The sequence below is a fragment of the Georgenia sp. Z1491 genome, assembly GCF_049856175.1.
In the GTDB taxonomy this organism is placed as follows: domain Bacteria; phylum Actinomycetota; class Actinomycetes; order Actinomycetales; family Actinomycetaceae; genus JB111.
Genome location: NZ_JBNDNA010000008.1, coordinates 165,798 through 187,545 on the forward strand (window position 1 = coordinate 165,798; position 21,748 = coordinate 187,545).

The 21,748-nt window shown below is 74.0% G+C and carries 16 protein-coding genes; 5 read left to right on the plus strand and 11 right to left on the minus strand.

All coding sequences use genetic code 11. The features are described from left to right. Nucleotides 1–69 precede the first annotated feature (69 nt). Both ACPYO4_RS10115 and ACPYO4_RS10120 read left to right on the plus strand, forming a co-directional pair. Nucleotides 70–1,683 (plus strand): ATP-binding protein, encoded by a 1,614-nt coding sequence (locus ACPYO4_RS10115; RefSeq protein ID WP_425709107.1) that lies wholly within the window; start codon nucleotides 70–72, stop codon nucleotides 1,681–1,683. Beyond that, nucleotides 1,676–2,365: a response regulator gene (locus ACPYO4_RS10120; RefSeq protein WP_425709108.1), complete on the plus strand. Its 690-nt coding sequence runs from the start codon at nucleotides 1,676–1,678 to the stop codon at nucleotides 2,363–2,365. Before ACPYO4_RS10115 ends, ACPYO4_RS10120 begins: the two co-directional genes overlap by 8 nt. A 145-nt stretch (nucleotides 2,366–2,510) precedes the next feature. Here the strand turns inward: ACPYO4_RS10120 and ACPYO4_RS10125 are convergent, their stop codons facing one another. From ACPYO4_RS10125 to ACPYO4_RS10140, 4 genes are all read right to left on the minus strand, one after another. Beyond that, entirely contained in the window at nucleotides 2,511–3,392 is an 882-nt protein-coding gene (locus ACPYO4_RS10125) for an anti-sigma factor domain-containing protein (protein WP_425709109.1), read from the minus strand. 14 nt (nucleotides 3,393–3,406) lie between these two features. Beyond that, nucleotides 3,407–3,982 (minus strand): ECF RNA polymerase sigma factor SigK, encoded by a 576-nt coding sequence (gene sigK, locus ACPYO4_RS10130; RefSeq protein ID WP_425709110.1) that lies wholly within the window; start codon nucleotides 3,980–3,982, stop codon nucleotides 3,407–3,409. 79 nt (nucleotides 3,983–4,061) lie between these two features. Beyond that, the gene (locus ACPYO4_RS10135) at nucleotides 4,062–4,832 is read right to left on the minus strand and encodes a vitamin K epoxide reductase family protein (RefSeq protein ID WP_425709111.1); all 771 of its coding nucleotides are present in this window, start codon (nucleotides 4,830–4,832) and stop codon (nucleotides 4,062–4,064) included. A gap of 53 nt (nucleotides 4,833–4,885) precedes the next feature. Beyond that, a complete protein-coding gene (locus tag ACPYO4_RS10140) occupies nucleotides 4,886–6,742 on the minus strand; it encodes a hypothetical protein (RefSeq protein ID WP_425709112.1) in 1,857 nt (618 codons plus the stop codon). Nucleotides 6,743–6,879: 137 nt separating this feature from the next. Between ACPYO4_RS10140 and ACPYO4_RS10145 the strand changes: the two genes are divergently transcribed. Both ACPYO4_RS10145 and ACPYO4_RS10150 read left to right on the plus strand, forming a co-directional pair. Further along, entirely contained in the window at nucleotides 6,880–8,361 is a 1,482-nt protein-coding gene (locus ACPYO4_RS10145; RefSeq protein WP_425709113.1) for a glutamate--cysteine ligase, read from the plus strand. Between the two features lie 80 nt (nucleotides 8,362–8,441). After that, nucleotides 8,442–9,698, plus strand: coding sequence for an amidohydrolase (locus tag ACPYO4_RS10150; RefSeq protein ID WP_425709114.1), 1,257 nt, complete (start codon nucleotides 8,442–8,444; stop codon nucleotides 9,696–9,698). A gap of 97 nt (nucleotides 9,699–9,795) precedes the next feature. On the opposite strand, the gene ACPYO4_RS10155 is transcribed toward ACPYO4_RS10150, so the two are convergent. The 6 genes from ACPYO4_RS10155 to uxaC all read right to left on the minus strand — a co-directional run bounded on the left by ACPYO4_RS10155 (nucleotide 9,796) and on the right by uxaC (nucleotide 19,053). Beyond that, nucleotides 9,796–10,770, minus strand: a complete 975-nt coding sequence (locus ACPYO4_RS10155) for an NAD-dependent epimerase/dehydratase family protein (protein ID WP_425709115.1) — start codon at nucleotides 10,768–10,770, stop codon at nucleotides 9,796–9,798. Further along, complete coding sequence (locus ACPYO4_RS10160) at nucleotides 10,767–13,487, minus strand: alpha/beta fold hydrolase (RefSeq protein ID WP_425709116.1); 2,721 nt, start codon at nucleotides 13,485–13,487, stop codon at nucleotides 10,767–10,769. Before ACPYO4_RS10160 ends, ACPYO4_RS10155 begins: the two co-directional genes overlap by 4 nt. Next, nucleotides 13,484–14,518, minus strand: coding sequence for a 3-oxoacyl-ACP synthase III (locus tag ACPYO4_RS10165; protein ID WP_425709117.1), 1,035 nt, complete (start codon nucleotides 14,516–14,518; stop codon nucleotides 13,484–13,486). The genes ACPYO4_RS10160 and ACPYO4_RS10165 overlap by 4 nt, the downstream gene beginning before the upstream one ends. Nucleotides 14,519–14,636: 118 nt before the next feature. Next, complete coding sequence (locus ACPYO4_RS10170) at nucleotides 14,637–16,220, minus strand: gluconokinase (RefSeq protein WP_425709118.1); 1,584 nt, start codon at nucleotides 16,218–16,220, stop codon at nucleotides 14,637–14,639. Further along, a complete protein-coding gene (locus tag ACPYO4_RS10175; protein ID WP_425709119.1) occupies nucleotides 16,211–17,623 on the minus strand; it encodes a mannitol dehydrogenase family protein in 1,413 nt (470 codons plus the stop codon). The genes ACPYO4_RS10170 and ACPYO4_RS10175 overlap by 10 nt, the downstream gene beginning before the upstream one ends. Then, entirely contained in the window at nucleotides 17,620–19,053 is a 1,434-nt protein-coding gene (gene uxaC, locus ACPYO4_RS10180) for a glucuronate isomerase (RefSeq protein ID WP_425709120.1), read from the minus strand. The genes ACPYO4_RS10175 and uxaC overlap by 4 nt, the downstream gene beginning before the upstream one ends. 96 nt (nucleotides 19,054–19,149) lie before the next feature. Between uxaC and ACPYO4_RS10185 the strand changes: the two genes are divergently transcribed. After that, on the plus strand, nucleotides 19,150–20,469 hold the full coding sequence (locus ACPYO4_RS10185; protein WP_425709121.1) for a lactate racemase domain-containing protein: 1,320 nt from the start codon (nucleotides 19,150–19,152) through the stop codon (nucleotides 20,467–20,469). A 280-nt stretch (nucleotides 20,470–20,749) separates the two neighbouring features. Here ACPYO4_RS10185 and ACPYO4_RS10190 read toward each other — a convergent pair. Next, a partial coding sequence (locus tag ACPYO4_RS10190) for an IS256 family transposase (RefSeq protein ID WP_425709122.1) occupies nucleotides 20,750–21,748 on the minus strand: 999 nt, incomplete at its 5' end.

A 21,748-nucleotide genomic window follows, 5' to 3' on the forward strand; every position in this document is an offset into this window, starting at 1 on the left:
GTGCCGCATCGGTGCGACGCCGGCCAAGGCTGCCGACCAGGTCCAGGGGGGTGCACGCTTGTGTTCACTATGTCCACGAGGACGCGCAGCGTCGCCACCGAGGTGCTGGTGGTGCTCAGCGTCGTCGCGGCGGTGATGATGGGTCTGTCGCTGGCGTCCGCGTACGACTATGCGCGGCGCGGCGTCGAGTCGACCGCGGCCACGAAGGTCACCACGGTGGCCGAGACGATCGCCGCCACCGACGACGTGGTGGAGGGTCTGGCCTCCCCCGACCCGGCCGCCGCGCTCGAGGAGGTCGTGGCGCGCGAGCTCGAGCGCACGGCCACCGACTTCATCGTCGTCATGGACCCCGACGGCACCCGGCACACCCACCCCACCGCGAACCTGGTGGGCGAGGAGTTCATCGGGAACATCGACGGGGCCAGGGCCGGCGGGATCGTCCTCGAGCAGTACACCGGCACGCTCGGACCCTCGACCCGCGCGGTGGTGCCGGTACTGCACGACGGCGAGGTGATCGGCCTGGTGGCGGTCGGCATCACCCGCGACCGCGTGGCGGACAACCTGCGCGACGTCCTGCCCCGGGTGCTGCTGACCGGCCTGGCCGCGGGTACGGTGGCCGCGGGAGCGGCCCTGGTCGTGGCCCGTCGGGTGCGCCGGGGGACGCTGGGGCTGGGCGCCGTCGAGCTGCGCCGCCTGCACGACCACCACGAGGCCGTGCTGCACGCGGTGCGCGAAGGACTGATCATCACCGACCGCGACGGGCGGGTCCAGGTCGCCAACGACGAGGCCCGGCGGCTGCTCGGGCTCGACGAGCAGGCAGTCGGACGGCCGGTCGACGAGCTGGACATCCCCTCGGACCTGGCGGGCATGCTGACCGGTGCCGACCGGCACGACGAGGCGCAGGTCCACGGGGGCCGGATCCTCCTGGTCTCCTCGGCCGAGGTCACCCGCGACGACGACCGGATCGCGACACTGACGACGCTGCGGGACCGCACCGAGCTGGAGGAGCTGACCGGCCAGCTGGGCACGGTGCAGAGCCTCGTCGACGCGCTGCAGGCACAGACCCACGAGGCGTCGAACCGGCTGCACACCGTCATCACGCTCATCGAGCTGGACCGCACCGACGAGGCCCTGCGCCTGGCCACCGAGGAGCTCCGGGCCACGCAGCACCAGCGCGACGCGATCAACGCCGCGATCGAGGAACCCGCGGTCGCCGCGCTGCTGCTCGGCAAGGTGGCCCAGGCCGCCGATCGGGGCGTCACCCTGGAGCTGGACCCGGACGCCCACCTGGCGGCGGGGCTGCTGCCACCCCGGCAGGCGGTCACCGTCCTGGGCAACCTCGTGGACAACGCGATCGACGCGGCGGCCGCCCTCCCGCCCTCCGCCGAGCGCAGGGTGGCGGTCGACATCCAGACGTCGCCGCGCGAGGTGCTGCTCACGGTGGGCGACACCGGGCCGGGGCTGACCGGCGAGGCCGCCGAGCACGCGTTCGACCGGGGCTGGAGCACGAAGGAGGGCCCGCACGCCGCCCGCGGTATCGGGCTGTCGCTCGTGCAGCAGACGGTCGGGTCGCTCGGCGCCCGCATGGTGGTGCACGACCCGCCGGGCGCCACCTTCGAGATCAGCGTCCCGGTGCCGGGTCGGGCGCCCGGGCAGGCGTCGAGGGGGGCCGACCGTGGATGACCTCCGCGTGCTGATCATCGACGACGAGGACGTCGCCGTCACCGGCCACAGCGAGTACGTACGACGCGTCCCCGGCTTCGCCGTGGCGGGCACCGCCTCGACGACGCAGGAGGCGCTCCGCTTCCTGGCCGGGACGCGGGTGGACCTCGTGCTCCTCGACCTCAACCTGCCGGACGGTCACGGCCTCGACATCGCGCGGGCGCTGCGGGCCGGCGGGCACCCGGCGGACGTCATGGCGATCACGGCGGCCCGGGAGATCGAGCTGGTGCGCGCCGCCGTCTCGCTCGGTGGGGTCGGGTACCTGCTCAAGCCCTTCACGTTCGCCGACCTGCGCGACCGGCTCGAGGCCTACCGCCGGTACCGGGAGGGGCTGGCGGCCGCGGACGCCGCCAGCCAGTCCGGCGTCGACTCGGTCTTCCGCGAGCTGCGCCGGCCGGTGCTGGCGACCGACAACGCCCCCAAGGGGCTCGTCGGCAGCGTGCTCGACCGGGTGATCGGTGTGCTGCGCGCGGGCGGACCGGAGGGGCTGTCCGCCTCGGAGGTCGGCGGTGAGGTCGACGTCTCCCGGGTCACCGCCCGTCGATACCTGCAGTATCTCGCCGACTCCGGCCGGGCCGACCGCGGGCAGCGCCTCGGCGGGAGCGGGCGGCCCGAGGTGACCTACACGTGGAGCGGGCCCTGAGCCGCCGGTCGGCTCGGGCCCTGAGCCGCCGGTCGGCTCGGGCCCTGAGCCGCCGGTCGGCTCGGGCCCTGAGCCGCTGGTCGCGGGCCGTCGCGCCGGCCCGCGACCGGCCCGCGACCGGCTCGCGACCGGCTCGCGGCCGGCCCTACCCGCCCGCGAGGGTGACGATCGGGTCGCTCGTGGGGCCGTCCGACCCGCCGGCGGGCTCGACAGTCACACCGAGGACGTCCCCGCCTGCGAGCTGCGGGAGCTCGGCCCTGGCGCGACCGTCGTGCGCCGTGAGGACGCCCGCCGACTCCGCGCCCGCCGCATCGATCACCCACAGCTGGTAGTCGCGGTCCTCGCCGAGCTCCGGCAGTCCACCGGCGACGAACACCGCCTCGCCGTCGCCGAGCACCGCGGCCGCGGTCCCGCCACCGGCCACCTCGGCGACCACGAGCTCGCTGCCCGGGCGGGCGAGCAGGTCGTGGATCGCCGCGATCTCCTGCTGCGTCTCCTCCGCGCGCCGGTACTGCTGCACGGCCACGGTCCCGGTCACGGCGATCGCGAGGACCGCGGCGGCGGCCACCAGCACGCGGGGCCAGCGACGGCTGCGGCGGGCCGCGCCGACCTCGTCGACGGCTTCGGCCGGCTTCCCGACGCGGCCGAGTGAGTCAACCGTTCCGCCGACGCCGTCGGCAGCGGCGCCCCCGAGCCCGCCCGCGGCACCGGCGCCGTCGACGTCGGTGCCGGGACCCTCGTCGGGGCCCGCACGGCGTTCCTGCGGCGTCCGCGCGACCGCCCCGAGCACGCGGGCACGCATCCCCTCCGGCGGGGCGATCGCACCACCCTCGGCCAGCAGGGCCGCCGTCTCCCGCAGCGCGCGGGCCTCAGCGGCGAGCTCGGGGTCCTCCCGCACCGCACGCTCGACACGCGCACGCTCGGCGTCGTCGACCGCGTCGAGCGCCCAGGCGTGCAGCAGGGCGTCGACCTCGGCCCGCTCGTGAGCCGCGTCGTCCCGCCCGCGCCGCGACGGGTCGTCGTCCATCGGCCTCCCCTCCATCACGCCACCCCCAGGCAGGTCCGCAGCCGCGCGAGGCCGTCCCGGATCCTCGACTTCACGGTCGGCAGCGCCGCCCCGAGGTCGTGGGCGACCTCCCGGTAGGTGCGTCCACCGAAGTAGGCGCGCTCCACGGCGTCGCGTTGCACGTCGGTCAGCGTCCCGAGGCACGAGACGAGCCGCTCGCGATCGCTGGAGCGCTCGACGCTCTCGCTCACGTCGTCGTAGGGCCGTCCGTAGCCCCGCACGCCCGCGACCTCGTCCCGGTCCCGCTGCGCCTGGACGGCGCGTACCCGGTCGATCGCACGACGGTGAGCCATGGTCGCGATCCACGCCGGCACGCTCCCCCTGGAGGGGTCGAAGCGGTGGGGCCTGGTCCACACCTCGATCATCACCTCCTGGGTGACCTCCGCGGCCAGGTCAGGGTCGCGCAGGACCCGCACGCACGTGCCGTGGACCATCGGCGCGGTCGCGTCGTACAGATCGGCGAACGCCGCCTCGTCACCGGTCGCGACCCTGGCCACGAGGTCGGCGAGCCGGCGCGCGCGGTCCGCGCGGCTCGTGGTCGTACCGGTCATGAGCGGCTCCTCGGAGCTGGGTCGGCAGGCGTCGTCGGCGGGGGTTCGGAGCCGACGGTCCGCCGGACTGCCCCGGCGCTCAGCGCGCCATCAGCATCCACTGGTCCCAGAAGTGGACCAGTGCGTACAGGACGATCGCCGCGTAGAGCACGCCGGTGATGATCCACCGGTCGAGGACGAGCGTACGCGTCAGCCGCTCCCCCAGCCGTAGGTGGCCCGCCTGGGCCGCCCGGGCGGGGACGTGGACGATGACGGGGATGATCGCCGCCCAGACCACGAGACAGTAGGGGCACAGCGCCCGGATCTCGTAGAACGCCGTGTAGACGAAGAACACGAGCGCGACGAGGGCGAAGGCCGCCCCGGCGGTCAGCAGCCACCAGAACCAGCGCCCGAGGCGCCCGCCGGAGAGCAGGATCAGTCCGGTCGCCAGCAGCGCGCCGAAGGCGGCCGTCCCGAGGAGTGCGTTCGAGATGCCGAGGGCGTGCGCCTGCCAGGTCGACAGGAACGTGCCGCAGCCGATGAGCGGGTTGATGTCGCAGCCGAGCGCCGCGCCCGGGTCGGCCGCGACGATGAGCTCGGAGCGGACGAGCTCGATCGAGGCCCACAGGCCCGCGAGCCCGGCGAGCACGAGCAGGATCGACAGCTCGCGCGGTGCGCCTCCGGCCCTCTCGTGCTCGCTCGGCTCCGCGCGGTCGACGACGTCCTCCCAGCCGTCGTCGTCCGTGTGCTCGTCGAGCGCCGCGTCGCGGTCGTCGTGCGGGACATGCTCGTCGAGCTCGGCATCGACGACATCGGCCCCACGGTCGGGGGTCGGGTCGTCGGGACGACGGCGGGGGGTTCGTCGGGTCACGCGTTCAGTATGACTGCCGGCGCGGGCGGGCACGGTTCGCGGTCGCGACCGGGTCAGCCGCCGTCCGGGCCCTCGTCCGCCCCGTCAGCACCCTCGTCCGCGCCATCAGTACCCTCGTCCGCGCCGTCGGTGGGCGGCGGCCCCTCCGAGGGCACCTCGTCGCCGAACCCGCTCGGGCTCTCCCCCGGACCGCCGGAGCGGCTCTCGGGGTCCACCTCGTCGCCGTCGATGTCCACCTTGGGAATGGGCAGTGCGTCGGGCATCTCCTGCCACTGCCCCACACCGACGGTCGCGTCCGGCTCGAGGACGATCCTCCGGTAGCGCAGGGCATCGCCCGTCTCGGAGTCGAACTCGATCTGCCCCATCGGCGCCGGCTCCCGGACGGCCCCGAGGGTGGGCACACCCTGGCCCTGCCCGCCGGCCGCGCCCTCGACCCAGCGCACGCCCAGCCCGTCGATCTCGGGGCCCACGTGGGTGTGGATGTGGCCGGATAGCGTGAGCGGGACGCATCCTGTCCAGGCCACGCGGCGCCCGCCGAAGGCGTCGTGGAGGACGGCCAGGTCGACCGGGTCGCCGTCGGCCAGGGCCTCGCAGGAGTCCTCGCCGATCCGAAGGGCCGTCTCCTCCCAGGTCTCGGCGCGCTCCTGGACGGTGGGCTGGTCGAGCGTGGTGATCCGCGGGTCGGTGTCGCCGATGATCCGCAGGCCGGCGACCTCGATGATCGACCCGTCGAGCACGGTCCAGCCGGCCCGCCGCATCTGGTCGACGGTGACGATCGAGTCGTGGTTGCCGGCCGCCACGACGTAGGTGGCCTCGTCGGGCATCGAGCTGTCGATCGCGTCGACGCAGAACTGCTCGATGGCGGTGCCCGCGATGGTCGTGTCCCCGCCGTCGACGACGAGGTCGGCCTCGACGAGCTCCGCGGCGTGGCCCACGACCTCGGCCGCGCCGACGTTGCAGTGCACGTCCGTGTAGAACATCGCGGTCGTCACGTTCTCGGGCCGTTCGCCGTCGGGCCCGGTCGACCACCTGCCGGCCTCCTCGAGACCTGCCTCGAGAGACGCGCGGGCCTCCCCGGCGAACTCGGTGTTGCCGTCGTAGAAGAGGCGGATGGTCGGGCCGTACGCCTGGAGCAGATCGCCGAGCCGGCCGGAGATCGTCGCCTCCTCGAGCGGGGTGCCCCGGAAGGACGCGATGGTCACGCCGGGCGGCGCATCGTTCCGGGTCGCCGGGACGATCGCGGCGAGCAGCCCGACGGCGACGGCGCACGCGACCAGGGAGCCGACGACCGGCCGGTCGGTCACCAGGCGGAACGACCGCGACCAGGTCCCGTGCAGGCCGGTGTGGACGGCGGCGACGGCCGTCAGCGCGACGGCCGCGATCAGCGTCGAGCGGGCCAGCACGTCGTCGATCAGTGCGCGGGTGGGTTCCGCGAACGCGGCGTCCGGGTAGGCCAGCAGGCGGGCGTAGGACTCCGCGTCGGCGAGCAGCCCCGGGACGAGGCCGCCCTCCACGCCGACCGTCGCGTCCGCCGGGAGCTCCTTGACGACCGCAGTGACGCCGAGCTCGGCGGGCAGCGGCGAGTCGAGCACGACGTTGCCGGCAGGCCCCAGGTCGATGGTGAGGTCGGAGTCGAGGGTGATCTCGACGTCCGCGCGGTGCGGTCCCACCGTGGTGGTCACGTGCGCCGTCGCGACCCCGACGACGGCGGACCCCACGGCCACGAGGAGGACGACGACGCCGATGACCCACCACGGCATCCGGCGGTGCAGGACCCGGCCCCGGCGAACGGCGGGCTGCGCGGTCACGTCGAGGGAGTCGTCGGTCTCCGCCTCCGCCTCGACGCGTGCGGGATCGGGACCGGGTTCGGACGGTGACCGGCGTGCGGGATCCACGTCGTCCGAGGTCATCGCTGCAGTGTACGGGCGGCGCGGGCACACCCGAGGACCGGGGCGGACCCGGCCCACGACCGACGCGGTCCGACCGGATGCCGGGCGCGCACGAGGTCGGACGCGCGCGGCGCCGCCCCGGGTGCGAGCATCTGGTCATGGGACGCGAGATCACGCAGACGAGCTACTCCGGCGCGGACCGGACCCGGTACCGCGCGAAGGTCGCGCAGTGCCTCGACGCGCTCGAGGTCATGCTCGCGCGCGGCCACTTCGCGGAGGACGTCTCGAGCACCGGCCTGGAGATCGAGCTCGCCCTCGTCACCGGCGACGGAGCCCCCGCGAGCACCAACGCCGAGGTCCTGGCCGGGATCGCGGACCCGAGCTACCAGAGCGAGCTGGGGAAGTACACGATCGAGCTCAACGTCGAGCCACGGGTGCTGTCCGGCACCACGCTCGCCGACCTCGAGACGGACGTGCGGGACACGCTCAACCACGCCCGCGACCGCGCCCGCGAGCTCGGCGTCGACATCGTCATGACCGGCATCCTGCCCACGCTGGGCCCCGAGCACGCCGAGCGGGACTGGATCTCCGACGACGACCGGTACCTCGCGCTCGACGCCGCCATCCGGATGGCGCGCCACGAGGAGATCACGCTGGAGATCGCCGGCCCGGAACCCCTGTCCGCCACGTTCGAGTCGATCGCCGTGGAGTCCGTGTGCACGTCGACCCAGCTGCACCTCCAGGTGCGCCCCGAGCAGTTCGCGCGCTACTGGAACTCCGCCCAGCTCCTGGCGGGCCCCCAGCTCGTGCTCGGAGCCAACTCCCCCCTGCTGTTCGGCCACAAGCTGTGGGCCGAGACCCGACCGGTGGTGTTCCTCCAGGCCACCGACACCCGAGCGCCGGAGCTGCGGCACCAGGGCGTGCGGCCCATCGTCACGTTCGGCGAACGCTGGATCACCTCGATCTTCGACCTGTTCGAGGAGAACGTCCGCTACTACCCGGCCCTGCTGCCGGAGACCACCGACGCCGACCCGTTCGAGGTCCTCGCCGCCGGCGGCACCCCCACGCTCGACGAGCTCACGCTGCACAACGGCACCGTCTACCGCTGGAACCGCCCGATCTACGCCGTCTCTGGCGGACGACCGCACGTCCGGGTGGAGAACCGCGTGCTGCCGGCCGGACCGACGGTCGTCGACACGGTGGCCAACGCGGCGTTCTTCTACGGCGCCGTCGAGGCCCTCGTGCGCGAGGACCGGCCCACCTGGACGCGGATGCCGTTCTCCGCCGCCCGCGACAACTTCGAGGCCGCGGCGCGGCACGGGATCGACGCGCGGCTCAGCTGGCCGGGCGAGCTCGAGATCGACGCGCTCGAGCTGATCGAGGGCATCCTGCTACCGATGGCACGCTCCGGGCTCGCGAGCCTCGGCGTGGACAAGGACGTGGCCGACCACTACCTGGGGATCATCGCCCAGCGGGTGGAGCGCCGGCAGAACGGGGCGTCCTGGCAGGTCGCAGCGGTGGACGCCTACGAGTCCGGCGGCGTGACCCGCCAGGTGGCGATCGGCCGGATGCTCCTCGACTATCGCCGGAACATGGACACCAACACCCCCGTGGCGCTCTGGCCGGTGCCGGAGCCGTAGCGCCGGTCCGTGCTCGGCGCCCCGGGCACGGCCGCGGCACCGACCGTCGACGCCGCCGTGCCGGTGGGATGATCGGTGGCATGACCTCGATCAGCCCCTTCTTCCCCGTCCCCACCGCCGACCGCCCCGGTGCGTCCGTCGCACTCGTGGGAGGCCTCGTGCGCCCGGTCGCGAGCGCCGACGTGCCCGACGGCGTCGTGCTCGTCTCGGACGGCGTCATCACCGCCGTCGGACCGGTCGGCTCGGTGACGATCCCCGACGGCGTCGAACGGGTCGACACCACCGGCCAGGTCGTCCTGCCCGGCTTCGTCGAGTCCCACGCCCACCTCGGCGTCTCCGAGGAGGGGCGGGGCTGGGCCGGCAACGACGTCAACGAGATGACCGGCCCCAACCAGGCCGGCGTCCGTGCGATCGACGCCATCGACATCGACGAGGAGGGCTTCCGCGACGCCCTCGCCGGGGGCGTGACGACCGCCGTGGTCAAGCCCGGCTCCGGCAACCCGATCGGCGGCCAGACCGTCGCCATCAAGACCTGGGGCGGGCGCACCGTCGACGAGCAGGTCATCTCCGACGCCGTCTCCGTGAAGTCGGCCCTCGGCGAGAACCCCAAGCGCGTCTACGGCGAGCAGAAGGTCACCCCGTCGACCCGCCTCGGCGTCGCGAAGATCATCCGGGAGGCGTTCACCGCCGCGCAGAACTATGCCGCGCGCCGCGCCCACGCCGCGACCGAGGGCAAGCCGTTCGACCGGGACGTGACGATGGAGGCCCTCGCCGCCGTCCTCGACGGGACGCTGGCCTGGGACCAGCACTCCCACCGGCACGACGACCTCGCGACCGCCGTGCGCCTGGCCGACGAGTTCGGCTACCGGCTCGTCCTCAACCACGGCACGGAGGCCCACAAGATCGCCGACGTCCTCGCCGAGCGGGACATCCCCGTCATCTACGGTCCGATGATCACCAGCCGGTCGAAGGTCGAGATCGTCGACCGGGCCACCCCGCACCTCGCGCAGATCGCGGGCGCGGGCGTCCGCGTCGCCATCACCACCGACCACCCGGTGGTGCCGATCAACCTCCTCGTCCTGCAGGCCAGCCTCGCCGTGAAGGACGGTCTCGACCCGCGCACCGCGATCGAGGCGCTGACGACGAACCCGGCCGCGTTCCTGCGCCTCGACACCCGCGTGGGCGCGCTGGAGGCCGGGCGCGACGGCGACGTGGTCGTGTGGAGCGGCGACCCGCTCGACACCACCGCGCACGTGGAGCGCACCTTCATCGCGGGCCGCGAGGTCTACAGCCGCGCGGGCGGGGTGGTCGAGCGGTCCGAGCGCTTCGCGGACTGACGGCGGCGACGAGCCGGTCAGGCGCGTCGGGCGGCGCTCAGGCGCGTCGGGCGTGCGCGGCGCTCAGGTGCGTCGGGCGTCGGGCGTCGGGCGGCGCTCAGGCGCGTCGGGCGTGCGCGGCGAGGCGCGCCAGGCCCTCGTCGATGCTGACGGCCGGCCGCCACCGGAGCTCGGCTCGGGTCCGTCGCTGGTCGAACCAGTGCGCCGTCGAGAGCTGCTCGGCGAGGAAGCGCGTCATCGGTGGTTCGTCGGGACCCGGGCGTACCGCCCAGAGGGTCTCCACGACCGTGCCCGCCGCGCGAGCCAGCACCGCGGGCACGCGCCACGCGGGCGGCGCCACACCGGCCGCGAGACAGATCCCGGCCAGGAGGTCACCCACCGGCCGGGGCTCGCCGTTGGTGACGACGAACGCCTGACCGTGGACGTCCTCGGCACGGTCGAGGGCGGCCACGAGGGCGTCGGCGGCGTTGTCGACGTACACCGAGTCGATGAGCGCCGCACCCTGGTCGAGCAGCGGGAGCCGACCCGCCCGGGCTCGCTCGACGATCCGTCCGACGAGCTGGGTGTCCCCCGGTCCCCACACGAGGTGCGGTCGTACCGCCACGACGGCGAGGCCCGGGCCGTCGGCCGCGAGCGCGAGCCGCTCGGCCGCCGCCTTGGTGCGCGCGTAGTGGCCGCGTGCGAGCCCGGGCTCGGCCGGACCGGCGCCCGCACCGACGAGGGCGTCCCCGATGTGCGCGACGGACGGCGAGGAGACGTGGACGAACCGGGTCACGCCCGCCGCCCCCGCCGCGGCCAGCAGGCGGCGCGTCCCCTCGACGTTGACCTGCTCGTAGTCCCGGCGCGGTCCGCTGACCGAGACCTTGGCGGCGAGGTGGACGACGGCGTCGCGCCCCTCGGCGGCGCGACGCACCGCCTCGTCGTCGGTGAGGGACCCGAGCGAGTCGGCCGCGCCGGCGACCCCGGCGGGCCGGCGCTGGAACGTGCGCACGTCGTGGCCGGCCGCCACGAGCCGCTCGGCCGTGGCCCGGCCGAGCATGCCGCTGGCGCCGGTGACGAGGACGCGGCTCACGGCGCGCCCATCCGTCCGCCGCCCAGCGCACGCTCGGCCCACCGCCCGATCCTTGCGCGCTCCACCTTCGCGTTGTGCCGCACGTCGGTGGGGAGCTCGGGGACCCTGAGCACCGCAGCGACGTCGCGGCCGCACCTCGCCCCGACGGCGGAGCGCACGGCCCGCGTGAGTCCGGGCGTGGCGAGCGAAGGTTGAGCGGCGGACCGCGGGTCGACCTGCGGGTCGGTCTCGAGGACGACGACCACCTGCTGCGCCCCGTCCGGGCCGACGCCGACCGCGGCCGCGCGACGCACGCCCCGCACGGCCTGTGCGGCGTGCTCGATCGCCACGGGCGTCACGACGCCGTGAGCCGTGCGGACGACGTGCCCGAGGCGCCCCTCGATCCACAGGCGTCCGGCGGAGTCGAGGTGCCCGACGTCGCCGGTGCGGTGCCAGCCCGGGTGGTCGGCGCTCGCGGCCTGGGTGGCCCACAGGCGGTCGTAGGTGCGCTTGAGGTGCGGACCGGTGACGAGGACCTCTCCGGTGACGCCGGGGGCCGACGTCGCCTCGCCGGTGGCCCGGCCGTCGGCGTCGAGCCCGGCGATCCGGACCCGTGCCCCGCTCGCGGGTAGGCCCACGCACGTCCCCCCGCCCGCACCGACGACCAGGTCCTCTCGGGCGGCGTCGTCGGCCGCGGCACGGATGCCGTCGAGGTCGATGTCGGTGACCGGGAGCATCTCCGTCATGCCGTACGGGGTGTGCGCGGCGGCCGCGGGCATGATGCGGCCCACCTCGGCGAGCAGCTCGGGCGCGATCGGGGCGCCGGCGGAGAGGAAGAGTCCCACGCGTGCGAGCGCACCGCGACGTTCGTCGTCGAGCTCGTCGGCCGTCCGGAGCACGTTGACCAGCGCCGACGGCGACGTGAAGACCGCAGTGGCCTCGCCCGCGGCGACCGCGTCGGCCAGGGCCGAGGCCGTGAGCGTGGCCGGCGCGGTGACGTCCATGTCCGGCGTGACCGCGAGCGAGCCCAGGGCGGTGCCGATGAGGGCGAACGGCGCGAAGCCTGCCACGAACGAGGATCCGGGGCCGAGGTCGTAGGTCGCGGCAAGCGCGTCCCGCATGGCGGCGAGGCGGCGGTGGCTGTAGACGACCCCCTTGGCGGGGCCGGTCGAGCCGGAGGTGAACAGGATCGCGGCGTCGTCGTCCGGGTCCGGACCCGCGGGCGGGGTCGCGCCGGTCCGCTCGAGGTGCGCGCCACGTGCGACGAGGTCGTCGACGGTGGTCTCCGCACCGAGGGCACGTGCCCGCGCCTGTCCGGGCGCGGCGGCGACGCGGCGGCCCGGCCAGCGCAGGAGCCGCGCGCCGACCAGTCCGCGCTCGATGCCGACGACGACGCTCGGGTCGGCGCCGCGCAGCGCCCGGCTCATGCCGCGCAGGCCGAGCCCCTGGTCGGCGAGGACGACGACGGCGCCCAGGCGCAGGCAGGCGAACAGCGCGGTGGTGAGCTCGACCCCCGGCGTGATGAGCAGGCTGACGCGTTGCCCCGGCCGGACGCCGAGGTCGTGGAGCCCGAGGGCCAGGTGGCGGGCCCGCGCGGCGAGCTCGCGCCAGCTCACCGTGTCGGTGCCGTCGGCGGACAGTGCGACCACGGCGGCGGCGTCGCTGTCGGCGTTGTCCTCGAGGACCGCGCTGAGCGGGCGGTAGGGGGCCGGTCGGTCCGCGGCGGTGGGTCCCTCGGTGGCGCCCGCGTCGGGTGTGCGTCCCTCGGTGGCGCCCGCGTCGGGTGTGCGTCCGCCGGCCCGGTGCCGGGGTCCGTGCGTCTCGTCCGTGTCGGCGAAGGTCTCGCCCAACCAACGCACGACGGTGCCGGCGACGTCGGCGTCCTCGGGCAGCAGGTGGCCCGCTCCCTCGAACCGGTGGACGTCGGCGTGCGGCAGGCGGGCGAGCAGGTCGCGCAGGTAGCGTTCCAGGAACACGGGGTCTCGCGGTCCCCACATCACGAGCGCCGGCACGTGCAGCCGTGCGGTGCCCTCGGCGATCCGGGCGAGCGCGGGGTGGCTCGGGTGGTCGGGGGACGCGGGGATGTCGGCGACGAAGTCGGCGATCGCGCGCCGGTCGGCGGCGCGGCGGTAGGGCGCGCGGTAGGCGCGGCGGACGTCCGTCGTCAGCCCGGGACCGGCCAGGGCGAGCGTGGCGTCGAGAAAGGCGGTGGTCCCGCTCGTGGCCCATCCGTGCACCGCCGGGTGACCGGCCAGGCGAAGCAGCCCGGGGATCGGCGTGGCGCCGTCGTGGTGGACGGCGGTGTTCATGACCACGACCCCGGCGAGCAGCTCGGGGTGCTCGGTGGCCCACCCCAGCGAGACGACCCCGCCCCAGTCGTGCCCAACGGTGACGACCGGCGCGGTCAGACCGAGCTGGTCGGTGAGTGCGCCGAGGTCCGCCACGCGCTCGGCCAGGCGTCGCCGACGCCCGTCCCGCGGCGAGTACCCCATGCCGGGCTGATCCACGGCGATCACCCGCCACCCGGCGCCGGCCCCCGCGTGCAGGAGTTCCCGCCACAGGTAGGACCAGGTGGGGTTCCCGTGGACGGCGAGCAGCGTCCCGCGCGCCGGTGCGACGAGGTCCGCCTCGTTGTCGAGCAGGTGCCAGGTGGTCGGCCGGTCTCGGCCGCCGGCCACGGTGACGTGGCGGCTCCACCGCTGGTCGAGGCCGGACAGACCCGGCGGCGGGCCCGTCACCAGGCGAGCTCGAGCATGGCGGTGTTGAGGCCGGAGCCCACGCCCATGCACAGCACGCGGTCGCCCGTCTCGAGGCTCTCGGCCTGGGCGGCCAGGGTCATCGGCAGGGAGGCCGGCCCGACGTTGCCCCAGTGGGAGAAGGTGATCGGCACGCGGTCGGCGGGCAGGTCGATCGCATCGATGACCGCCCTGGTGTAGGGGGTGGAGATCTGGTGCGTGACGTAGCGGTCCATGTCGGTCCAGTCGAAGCCGGCACCGTTGTGGGCCTCCCGCCAGGCGTCCGTCACGAGGGCGAGCCCGCCGTCGAGCAGACCCTTCGTGTCGGTGAACATCCCGTCGAGGTCCCCCACGCACAGCTCGTGGTGCTCGGTGCCGGCGCGGCTCACGCCCCCGACCACGCGGTGGCTGCCGGGGTGCCGCCCCGCGGGACCGAGCACGGCTGCCGCGGCGCCGGCGCCCAGCGTGAGGGACGCGAACTCGCGGCTGTAGTCCTCGCGCGTGGCGTCGGACCGGCCGAGCCGCTCGATCGTCGTCCGCTGCGTCTCGCGCGGATCCTCGCTGTTGACGATGACGGCGTACTCGATCTGGCCGGAGTCGATCATGGTGGCGGCCAGCATCATTCCGTTGACGAACCCGAGGCACGCGTTCGCGAGGTCGAAGTTCAGCGCCGAGCTCGGCAGCGACAGCCCGTGGTGGATCCGGACCGCGACCGAGGGCTCGAGGTGGGTGCGGGTGACCGAGGTGTTGACGAGGAGCCCGACCCGCGACGCGTCGACGCCGGCGTCCGCGAGTGCCTTCGCGCCGGCCTCGATCGCCGGGTCGTCGAACCTCGTGCCGGGCTCCCACCAGCGCCGTTCGACCACGCCGGAGACACGCTCGAGCATGTGGTCCGGGATGCGCAGGCGCCGGCGCGTGTCGGCCAGCCGGTCCTCGAAATCGGTCGACGGCACCCGCACCGGGGCCTCGATGTGCGTCACCGACAGCACCGCGGTGTCGCGGTACCGAAAGCTCGCATTTCCTACGTCCGTCACCTCCCAAACCTAATCGGGCACCGCCGGTCCCGCAGGTCGGACCGCTCTCGGCGAACACCGCTTGCGCCGGCGCGGGCGGTGCGCCAGGTATCCGGCGTGTCACCGGGGCGCATCGCCCTCAGCCCCGCGCGTCGGCCAGGTCCGCGAGGTGCTCGGCGAGCTCGCCGTAGCCGCGAAGGAGGTCCAGGGTCCGGCCGCGCACGCGCGCATAGGTCGCGCGGTCCGCTTCCGGGACCTCGACGGCCTCGTCGGCCCCGCCGGCGGGGGCCACCTGCGCGAGCGCGCCCGTCAGGTCGTCCGCCCGGCCGGTCGCCAGGAGCGCGAGCGCGACCGATCCCAGGGCGGATCCCTCGGCGTCGTCGGTGGGGACCAGGGGTCGCCCGAGGGCCGCGGCCATGACGCCGCGCCAGAGTCCGGACCGGAAGACCCCGCCCGTGCACCGCACCTCGGTGACCGGGGTGACGCCGTCGAGCACGTCGACGAGGTCCGCCATCTGCAGGCACACGCCCTCCAGGGCGGCGCGCATGAAGTGCTCCCGGCCGTGCGCGTGCCGTACGCCCAGGTAGGAGCCGGAGAGATCGGGGTCCCACAGGGGCGCCCGCTCCCCCAGCAGGTAGGGCAGCATGACGAGGCCGTCGCTGCCTGGCGGCGCCTGGGCGGCGAGCGCGAGGGCCTCGGCGTCTCGGGCCGTGCCGTCGGCCTGCGGGAGGAAGGTCTCGGCCGCCCAGCGCATGACCAGGCCGCCGTTGCTCACGGCGCCGCCGAGCACCCACGCGTCGTCGGTCAGCGCGTAGCAGAACAGCCGGCCGCGGGAGTCCGTGCGCGGCTCCGGCACGACCGTGCGCACCGCGCCGCTCGTGCCGATCGACATGCCGGCGACGCCGGGGGCGATCGCTCCCGTCCCCAGGTTGCCGAGCGGGCCGTCGGTGGCGCCCGAGTTGACCGGCAGGCCCGACGGTAGCCCGGTCCGGTCCGCGGCTGCGGACGAGAGCTCGAGCAGGGCCGTCGTGGGCAGGATGTCCGGCAGCTGCTCGCGGGACACGCCGGCGAGATCGAGCGATCCGGGCGACCAGTCACGAGCAGCCAGGTCGACCAGGCCGGAGGCCGACGCCGTGGACAGCTCGGTGACGACCCGGCCCGTGAGGTGGAGCAGGACGAGGTCCTTGAGCCCGATCCAGTGGCGGGCGGCGTGCAGCGTGGACCGGTCGTGGCGGCCGAACCACATGAGCTTGGTCAGGGGGCTCATGGGGTGGACGGGCGTGCCCGAGCGCTCGAGCAGCTCGGTGGCGCGCCCCTGCGCGCGCAGCTCGGCGGCCTCGGCGTGCGCGCGGGTGTCCGCCCACGTGATGAGCTCGGTGACGGGTCGCAGCTCGGCGTCCATGCCGATCAGCCCGTGCATGGCGGTGCCGACCCCGAGGACCTCCAGCTCGCCGGTGGCACCGGTGGGGCGCGCACGGGAGGCGCCGCCGGCGCTCCGGGAGCTGCCGGCGCCTCCGCCGCGGTCACCCACGGCCCGGGCCACCTCGGCGAGCACGGTGTCGACGGCGGCGAGGACGGCCGACGGGTCCTGCACCTGCCACCGGGGCCGCGGCGCGTCGAGCCGATACTCGGCGTTGGCGGACGTGCGCCATCCGGACGCGGTGTCCACGGCCACCGCCTTCGCCGCCGTCGTGCCGACGTCGAGTCCGACGATCACGCCCACGGCTGCGGACCCCTGCCCGCGGAGGTGTCTCCCGGGCCGCCCGGCACCTCGAACGCGTCGAGTCGATCGACGACGGCGTCGCGCAGCTCCTCGTCGCCCGCGAGCTCCGGCACCAGCTCGCCGAGGACCGCGGCCACGGCCTCGCCGGCCGACCCGGCGGCCAGGGACCGCCAGCGGTCCCCCTGGACATCGTTGACGGGGACGCCGCAGCCGCGCAGGTGCGTGATCCAGGCCGCCAGCGCCACGACGACCCCGGCGGGCAGCCGACGGGCCGACCGCGCGGCCCGCAGCACGGGGACGTGGCGGACGGGGAGCTTCTGGGAGCCGTCCATCGCGATCCGCGCGAGCGAGTCGCGCATGCGGGGGTTGGCGAAGCGTCCCCGGAGCGCCTCGCGGTAGGCGTCGAGCTCGTCGGCGGGGAGCTCGAGGATCGGCGCGGCGTCGTCCCAGAGCTGCTCGACCCACGCCCGGACGCGGGAGTCGTCGAAGGCCTGGTCGACCCGCTCGTGCCCGAGGACCGGACCGGCGTAGGCCATGAGCGAGTGTGCGCCGTTGAGCAGCAGCAGCTTGCGCCGCTCGTAGGGCTCGACGTCGTCGACGAGCGTCGCTCCGGCCTCCTCCCAGCGGGGCCGGCCGGCCGGGAAGGACCCGGCGACGACCCACTCGCTGAACGGCTCCGTCGTCACCGGGGAGCTGTCGGCCACGCCGAGCTCGCGCTCGACGAGGGCCGCGTCGTCGTCGGTGGCGGCGGGGGTGATGCGGTCGACCATGGAGCCCGCGAAGTCGACGTCGTCGGTCGTGGCGGGGTCCGCGCCGACCGCGGCGAGCAGGTCCGTGACGACCCGGCGCAGGACCTCACCGTTGTGCGGGAGGTTGTCGCAGGACAGCAGGGTGATCGGCCCGGCGGCCGCGGCGCGGCGGGCCAGCAGGCCGGACGCGAGGCGCGCGGGCGCGGTGGTCACCGGGGCGGTCGGGTCCGCGCGCAGTGCCTCGACGTCGGCGGCCACGCCCTCGTGGGCGAGGTCGAGCCCGCCGTCGGGGCCGCGCAGGTAGCCGGCCTCCGTGACGGTGAGGGTGACGACGGCGACCGCGGGGTCCCGCAGGTACCCGAGCCAGGCCTCGTGCTCGGTCGACCCGTGGACGGCACTGATCGAGCCGACGATCTCCAGCTCGTCCCGCTCGGGGCCCCGGGTCACGAGCGTGTACAGACCCTCCTGCGGGCCGAGCGCCTCGGCCGCCGCGGGGTTGCGTCCGGTGAACGCGGCGTACCCCCAGTCCGCGGCGTCCGGGCTGTGCTCGGTGTACCAGGCCTGGTGGGCACGGAAGAAGTTCCCCAGGCCCACGTGCACGAGCCGGATGGGGGCGGCCGGCCGGTCCGGGCCGCGGGAGAGCCGGTCAGTCACAGCTTGAACACCTGCTTCGGGATCGTCGTCACGAGGTCGAGAGCGGTCGCCGCAGCCTCCTCCTCCGTGAGCCGGTGGGTGGCCACGAGCTCGGCGAGGTAGGCGGCGTCGAGCCGGCGGGACATGTCGTGCCGGGTGGGGATGGACAGGAACGCGCGCGTGTCGTCGATGAACCCGGACGTGCGGTAGAAGCCGGCCGTCTCGGTGACGGCGCCGCGGAACCGGCGGATCGCCTCGGGTGCGTCGATGAACCACCACGGTACGCCCGCGTAGAAGGACCGGTAGAAGCCGGCGAGGGGGGCGACCTCGCGGGAGTACACCGTCTCGTCGATGGTGAACAGCACGAGGTGGAGGTTCGGGTGGTTGCCGTAGCGGCCCAGGAGCGGGCGCAGGGAGTCGGTGACCTCGACGGAGACCGGGATGTCGGAGCCGACGTCGTGCCCGTGCGCGGCGAGGTTGTCCGGGTCGTGGTCGCGGCGGACGCCGGGGTGCAGGGTCATGACGAGGCCGTCCTCGGTGGCCATGCGGGCGGTCTCGCTCATCATGTGCCGGCGGAACGCCACGGACTCGTCGGTGGATGCCTCGCCGCGCAGTGCGGCGGCGTAGATGCGGCTCCCTTCGGTCTCGGACAGGGGCTCGGTGCCGAGGTCGAGGTGGGAGTGGTCCGAGGAGACCGCCCCGTGGTCCTTGAAGTATCGGCGGCGGGCCTCGATCGCGGCGACGTAGCCGGCGTAGGACCCGGTGTCGATGTCGGCCACCTCGCCCAACGAACGGGCGAGCCCCGGCCAGTCCGGGCGGCCGAGCTCGAGGAACCGGTCCGGCCGGAACGTGGGGACCACGCGGCCCGTGAAGCTCTCGTCCTCGGCGAGGGCACGGTGCGCCGCGAGGTCGTCGAGCGGGTCGTCCGTGGTCGCCAGCACCTCGATGCCGAAGCGGTCGAACAGCGCGCGCGGCCGGAACGCCGGGGTCGTCAGGGCCTCGGCGATCTGGTCGTAGAGCGCGTCGGCGGTGGCGGCGGACGGGGCCGCGGTGATCCCGAAGACGTCGGCGAACGTGGTGTCGAACCAGTACTTCACCGGTGTGCCGCGGAAGAGGTGGTAGTTCTCGCACAGGATGCGCCACGCCTTGCGGGCGGCCGCCTCGTCGAGCTCGACCGGCCCGTCCGGGCCGCGCCCGAGGTCGGCCAGGTCGGCGCCGTTCGCGTGCAGCAGACGCAGCACGTAGTGGTCCGGGACGATGAGCAGCGACGCCGGGTCGGGGAAGGGTTCGTCGTCGACCAGCCACGCGGGCGGCACGTGGCTGTGCGGGGAGATGATCGGGAGGTCCTTCGTGGCGTCGTACAGGCGCCGGGCGACGTCCCGCAGAGCCGGCTCGGCGGGGAGCAGTCGGTCGGGATGCGCAAGCTGAGAGGGGTGGGCGTCGTCGCTCATGGGCTCATCGTCCCGAAGGCGCCCGGGACGGCCACCACGTTGCCAACCCTTGCCAACAGGTGGCTGCGCGAGTCACTTCCCGTCATGCTCTGTGCCATGACGTGGTTCACGGACGAAGCCCGATTCCTCTCCCGCGAGCGCATCGAGGAGGCGTGCGACCGGCTGCTCACCGAGGCCGCCGAACGCCTGTCGATCGCGGAGTACCGCCGGGTCCTGCTGCTGCCGCCGGACCTCACCCGCGCGCACTCCGGCACGGGCTGGATGACCGAGTACCTCTACCGGCGGCTCGACGACGCCGGGGCCGAGGTGCACGTCATCCCCACGCTCGGGCAGCACGTGCCGCACACCCCGGAGGAGAACCGGTGGATGTTCGGCTCGATCCCCGAGGAACGGATCCATGCCCACGACTGGAAGAACGGCGTGACGAACGTCGGGACCGTGCCGGCCGAGGTCGTGCGCGAGGCGACCGGTGGCGCCGTCGACTGGGAGATGCCGGTCGACCTCAACACGATGCTCGTCACCGAGCGGTGGGACCTGGTGATCAACGTCGGCCACGTGGTGCCCCACGAGGTGCTCGGCTTCGCCAACCACAACAAGAACTACTTCATCGGCCTGGGCGGGAAGCGGCTGCTGGGCGCCTCCCACATGGCGTCGGCCGTGTACGGGATCGAGAACAACCTCGGCAACCTCCTCACGCCGGTGCGCCAGTGCTTCAACTACGCCGAGGACCACTTCCTCGGCGACCTGCCCGACGTCTACCTCCAGGTCGTCATGGACTACGACGACACCGGCGCGCTGCGGCACACCGGTCTCTACGTCGGTGACGACCTCGAGACCTACCTGGACGCCGCGCGGGCCTCGCAGGAGCAGAACATCACCCAGTTCGACGAGCCGGTCGACAAGATCGTCGCCGTCATGCAGGCGGACGAGTTCCGGGCGCTGTGGGTCGCGAACAAGGCCGTGTACCGCACGCGCATGGCGATCGCCGACGGCGGCGAGCTCCTCGTCATCGCCCCCGGCGTGGAGCGGTTCGGCGAGCAGCCCGAGGTCGACGCGCTCATCCGCAAGTACGGCTACATCTCGCAGTCCGAGGCGGTCGAGCTCTACCAGAGCGAGGCCGACATGCAGGACATCCCGCACGGCACCGCGCACCTCCCGCACGGATCGAGCGAGGGCCGCTTCACGATCACCTACGCGCCGGGGCATCTCACGCGCGAGGAGATCGAGGGCGTGGGCTACCGGTACCTGGACGTCGACGAGGCGCTGCGGCGCTACGACCCGGACGTCATGACCGACGGGTGGAACACCATGCCCGACGGCGAGCGGGTCTTCTACATCTCCACGCCGTCGGCCGGCCTGTGGTCGACCAAGGACAAGCTCGACCAGCGCGCCGGTCACGAACGCCACCCCTCCTGATCCTGCCGATCCTGCCGATCCTGGCGAGTGAGCGGGGTTCTGCTCGCTCCGTGCGGCGAGTGAGCGGACTTCTGCTCGCTCCGTGTGACGAGTGAGCGGGGTTCTGCCCGCTCCGGTCCGTGTGGCGAGTGAGCGCGGTTCAGTCCGTTGCGGTCTGTGTGGCGAGTGAGCGCGGTTCTGCCCGTTGCGGAGCGGGTCGCGGTGTCGCGCCGTCCCGCCGTCGCCGTTGCCGTTGCCGTTGCCGTTGAGCCTGTCAAGTTGTCTGTGTAAGGGGGCCGGGTCAGAGGTGGGGGTTGATTCGGTCGGGGTAGACCAGTGAGAGCTGTTGGAGGGCCGTCTTCCAGTTCGTGGTGACAGCGCCCTCGACGAGCCGGCCCGAGGCTCGTCGCTCGGCGGCGGGTCGTCCTCGTTCCTTGGCTCGCTCGCGCGCTCTTTTGTCCTCGATGTTGCAGATCGCCAGCCACAGCAGCTTCACTGCCGCGGCGTCGTTGGGGAAATGGCCCCGGTTCTTGGTGACCTTGCGGAGCTGGTAGTTCAGCGACTCGATCGCGTTGGTCGTGTAGATGACCCGCCTGAGTTCGGGCGGGAACGCCAGGAACGGGGTGAACCGCTCCCACGCGGCGCGGAACGTCTTGACCGCCGAGGGGTAGCGACGGCCGAGCTCGCTGGCCTCGAAGGCCTCCAGCACCTCCAGGGCGGCCTCAGCGCTGGGCGCCTGGTATATCGGCCGCAGCGCGGCCGTCAGAGCCTTACGGTCCTTGTAGTTCACGAACCTCGTCGCGGCCCGGATCAGGTGGACCACGCAGGTCTGCACGGTCGCCTGGGGCCAGGTCGCTTCGACGGCCTCGGGGAACCCCGTGAGCCCGTCGCAGCACACGATCAGCACGTCACGCACGCCCCTGTTGGCCAGCTCGGCGCAGACGCCGGCCCAGAACTTCGCTCCCTCGCTGGCCTGGACCCAGATACCCAGGACGTGCTTGATCCCGTCCATATCGACGCCGATGGCGAGATGGGCGGACCTGTTGCGCACGTGTCCGCCATCGCGGATCTTGACCACGATCGCGTCGAGGTAGATCACCGGATACAGCGCCTCCAACGGGCGGTGCTGCCAGGCCAGGACCTCCTCGCTGATCTGGTCCACGACCTTGGAGATCGTCTCGTAACTGATCTCGGTGCCGATCGTGGTCGCGAGGTGGTGCTCGACGTCCCGCAACGTCATCCCGCCTGCGTAGAGGCTGATGATCATGCCGTCCAGGCCATCGAGACGGCGCTGCCCCTT

Bases quoted from the DNA above. Each gene is read 5' to 3' on its own strand.
- ACPYO4_RS10115 (WP_425709107.1), top strand. From the start codon at position 70: ATGTCCACGAGGACGCGCAGCGTCGCCACCGAGGTGCTGGTGGTGCTC.
- ACPYO4_RS10125 (WP_425709109.1), bottom strand. From the start codon at position 3,392: ATGGACGACGACCCGTCGCGGCGCGGGCGGGACGACGCGGCTCACGAG.
- sigK (WP_425709110.1), bottom strand. From the start codon at position 3,982: ATGACCGGTACGACCACGAGCCGCGCGGACCGCGCGCGCCGGCTCGCC.
- ACPYO4_RS10140 (WP_425709112.1), bottom strand. From the start codon at position 6,742: ATGACCTCGGACGACGTGGATCCCGCACGCCGGTCACCGTCCGAACCC.
- ACPYO4_RS10145 (WP_425709113.1), top strand. From the start codon at position 6,880: ATGGGACGCGAGATCACGCAGACGAGCTACTCCGGCGCGGACCGGACC.
- ACPYO4_RS10150 (WP_425709114.1), top strand. From the start codon at position 8,442: ATGACCTCGATCAGCCCCTTCTTCCCCGTCCCCACCGCCGACCGCCCC.
- uxaC (WP_425709120.1), bottom strand. From the start codon at position 19,053: ATGAGCGACGACGCCCACCCCTCTCAGCTTGCGCATCCCGACCGACTG.
- ACPYO4_RS10185 (WP_425709121.1), top strand. From the start codon at position 19,150: ATGACGTGGTTCACGGACGAAGCCCGATTCCTCTCCCGCGAGCGCATC.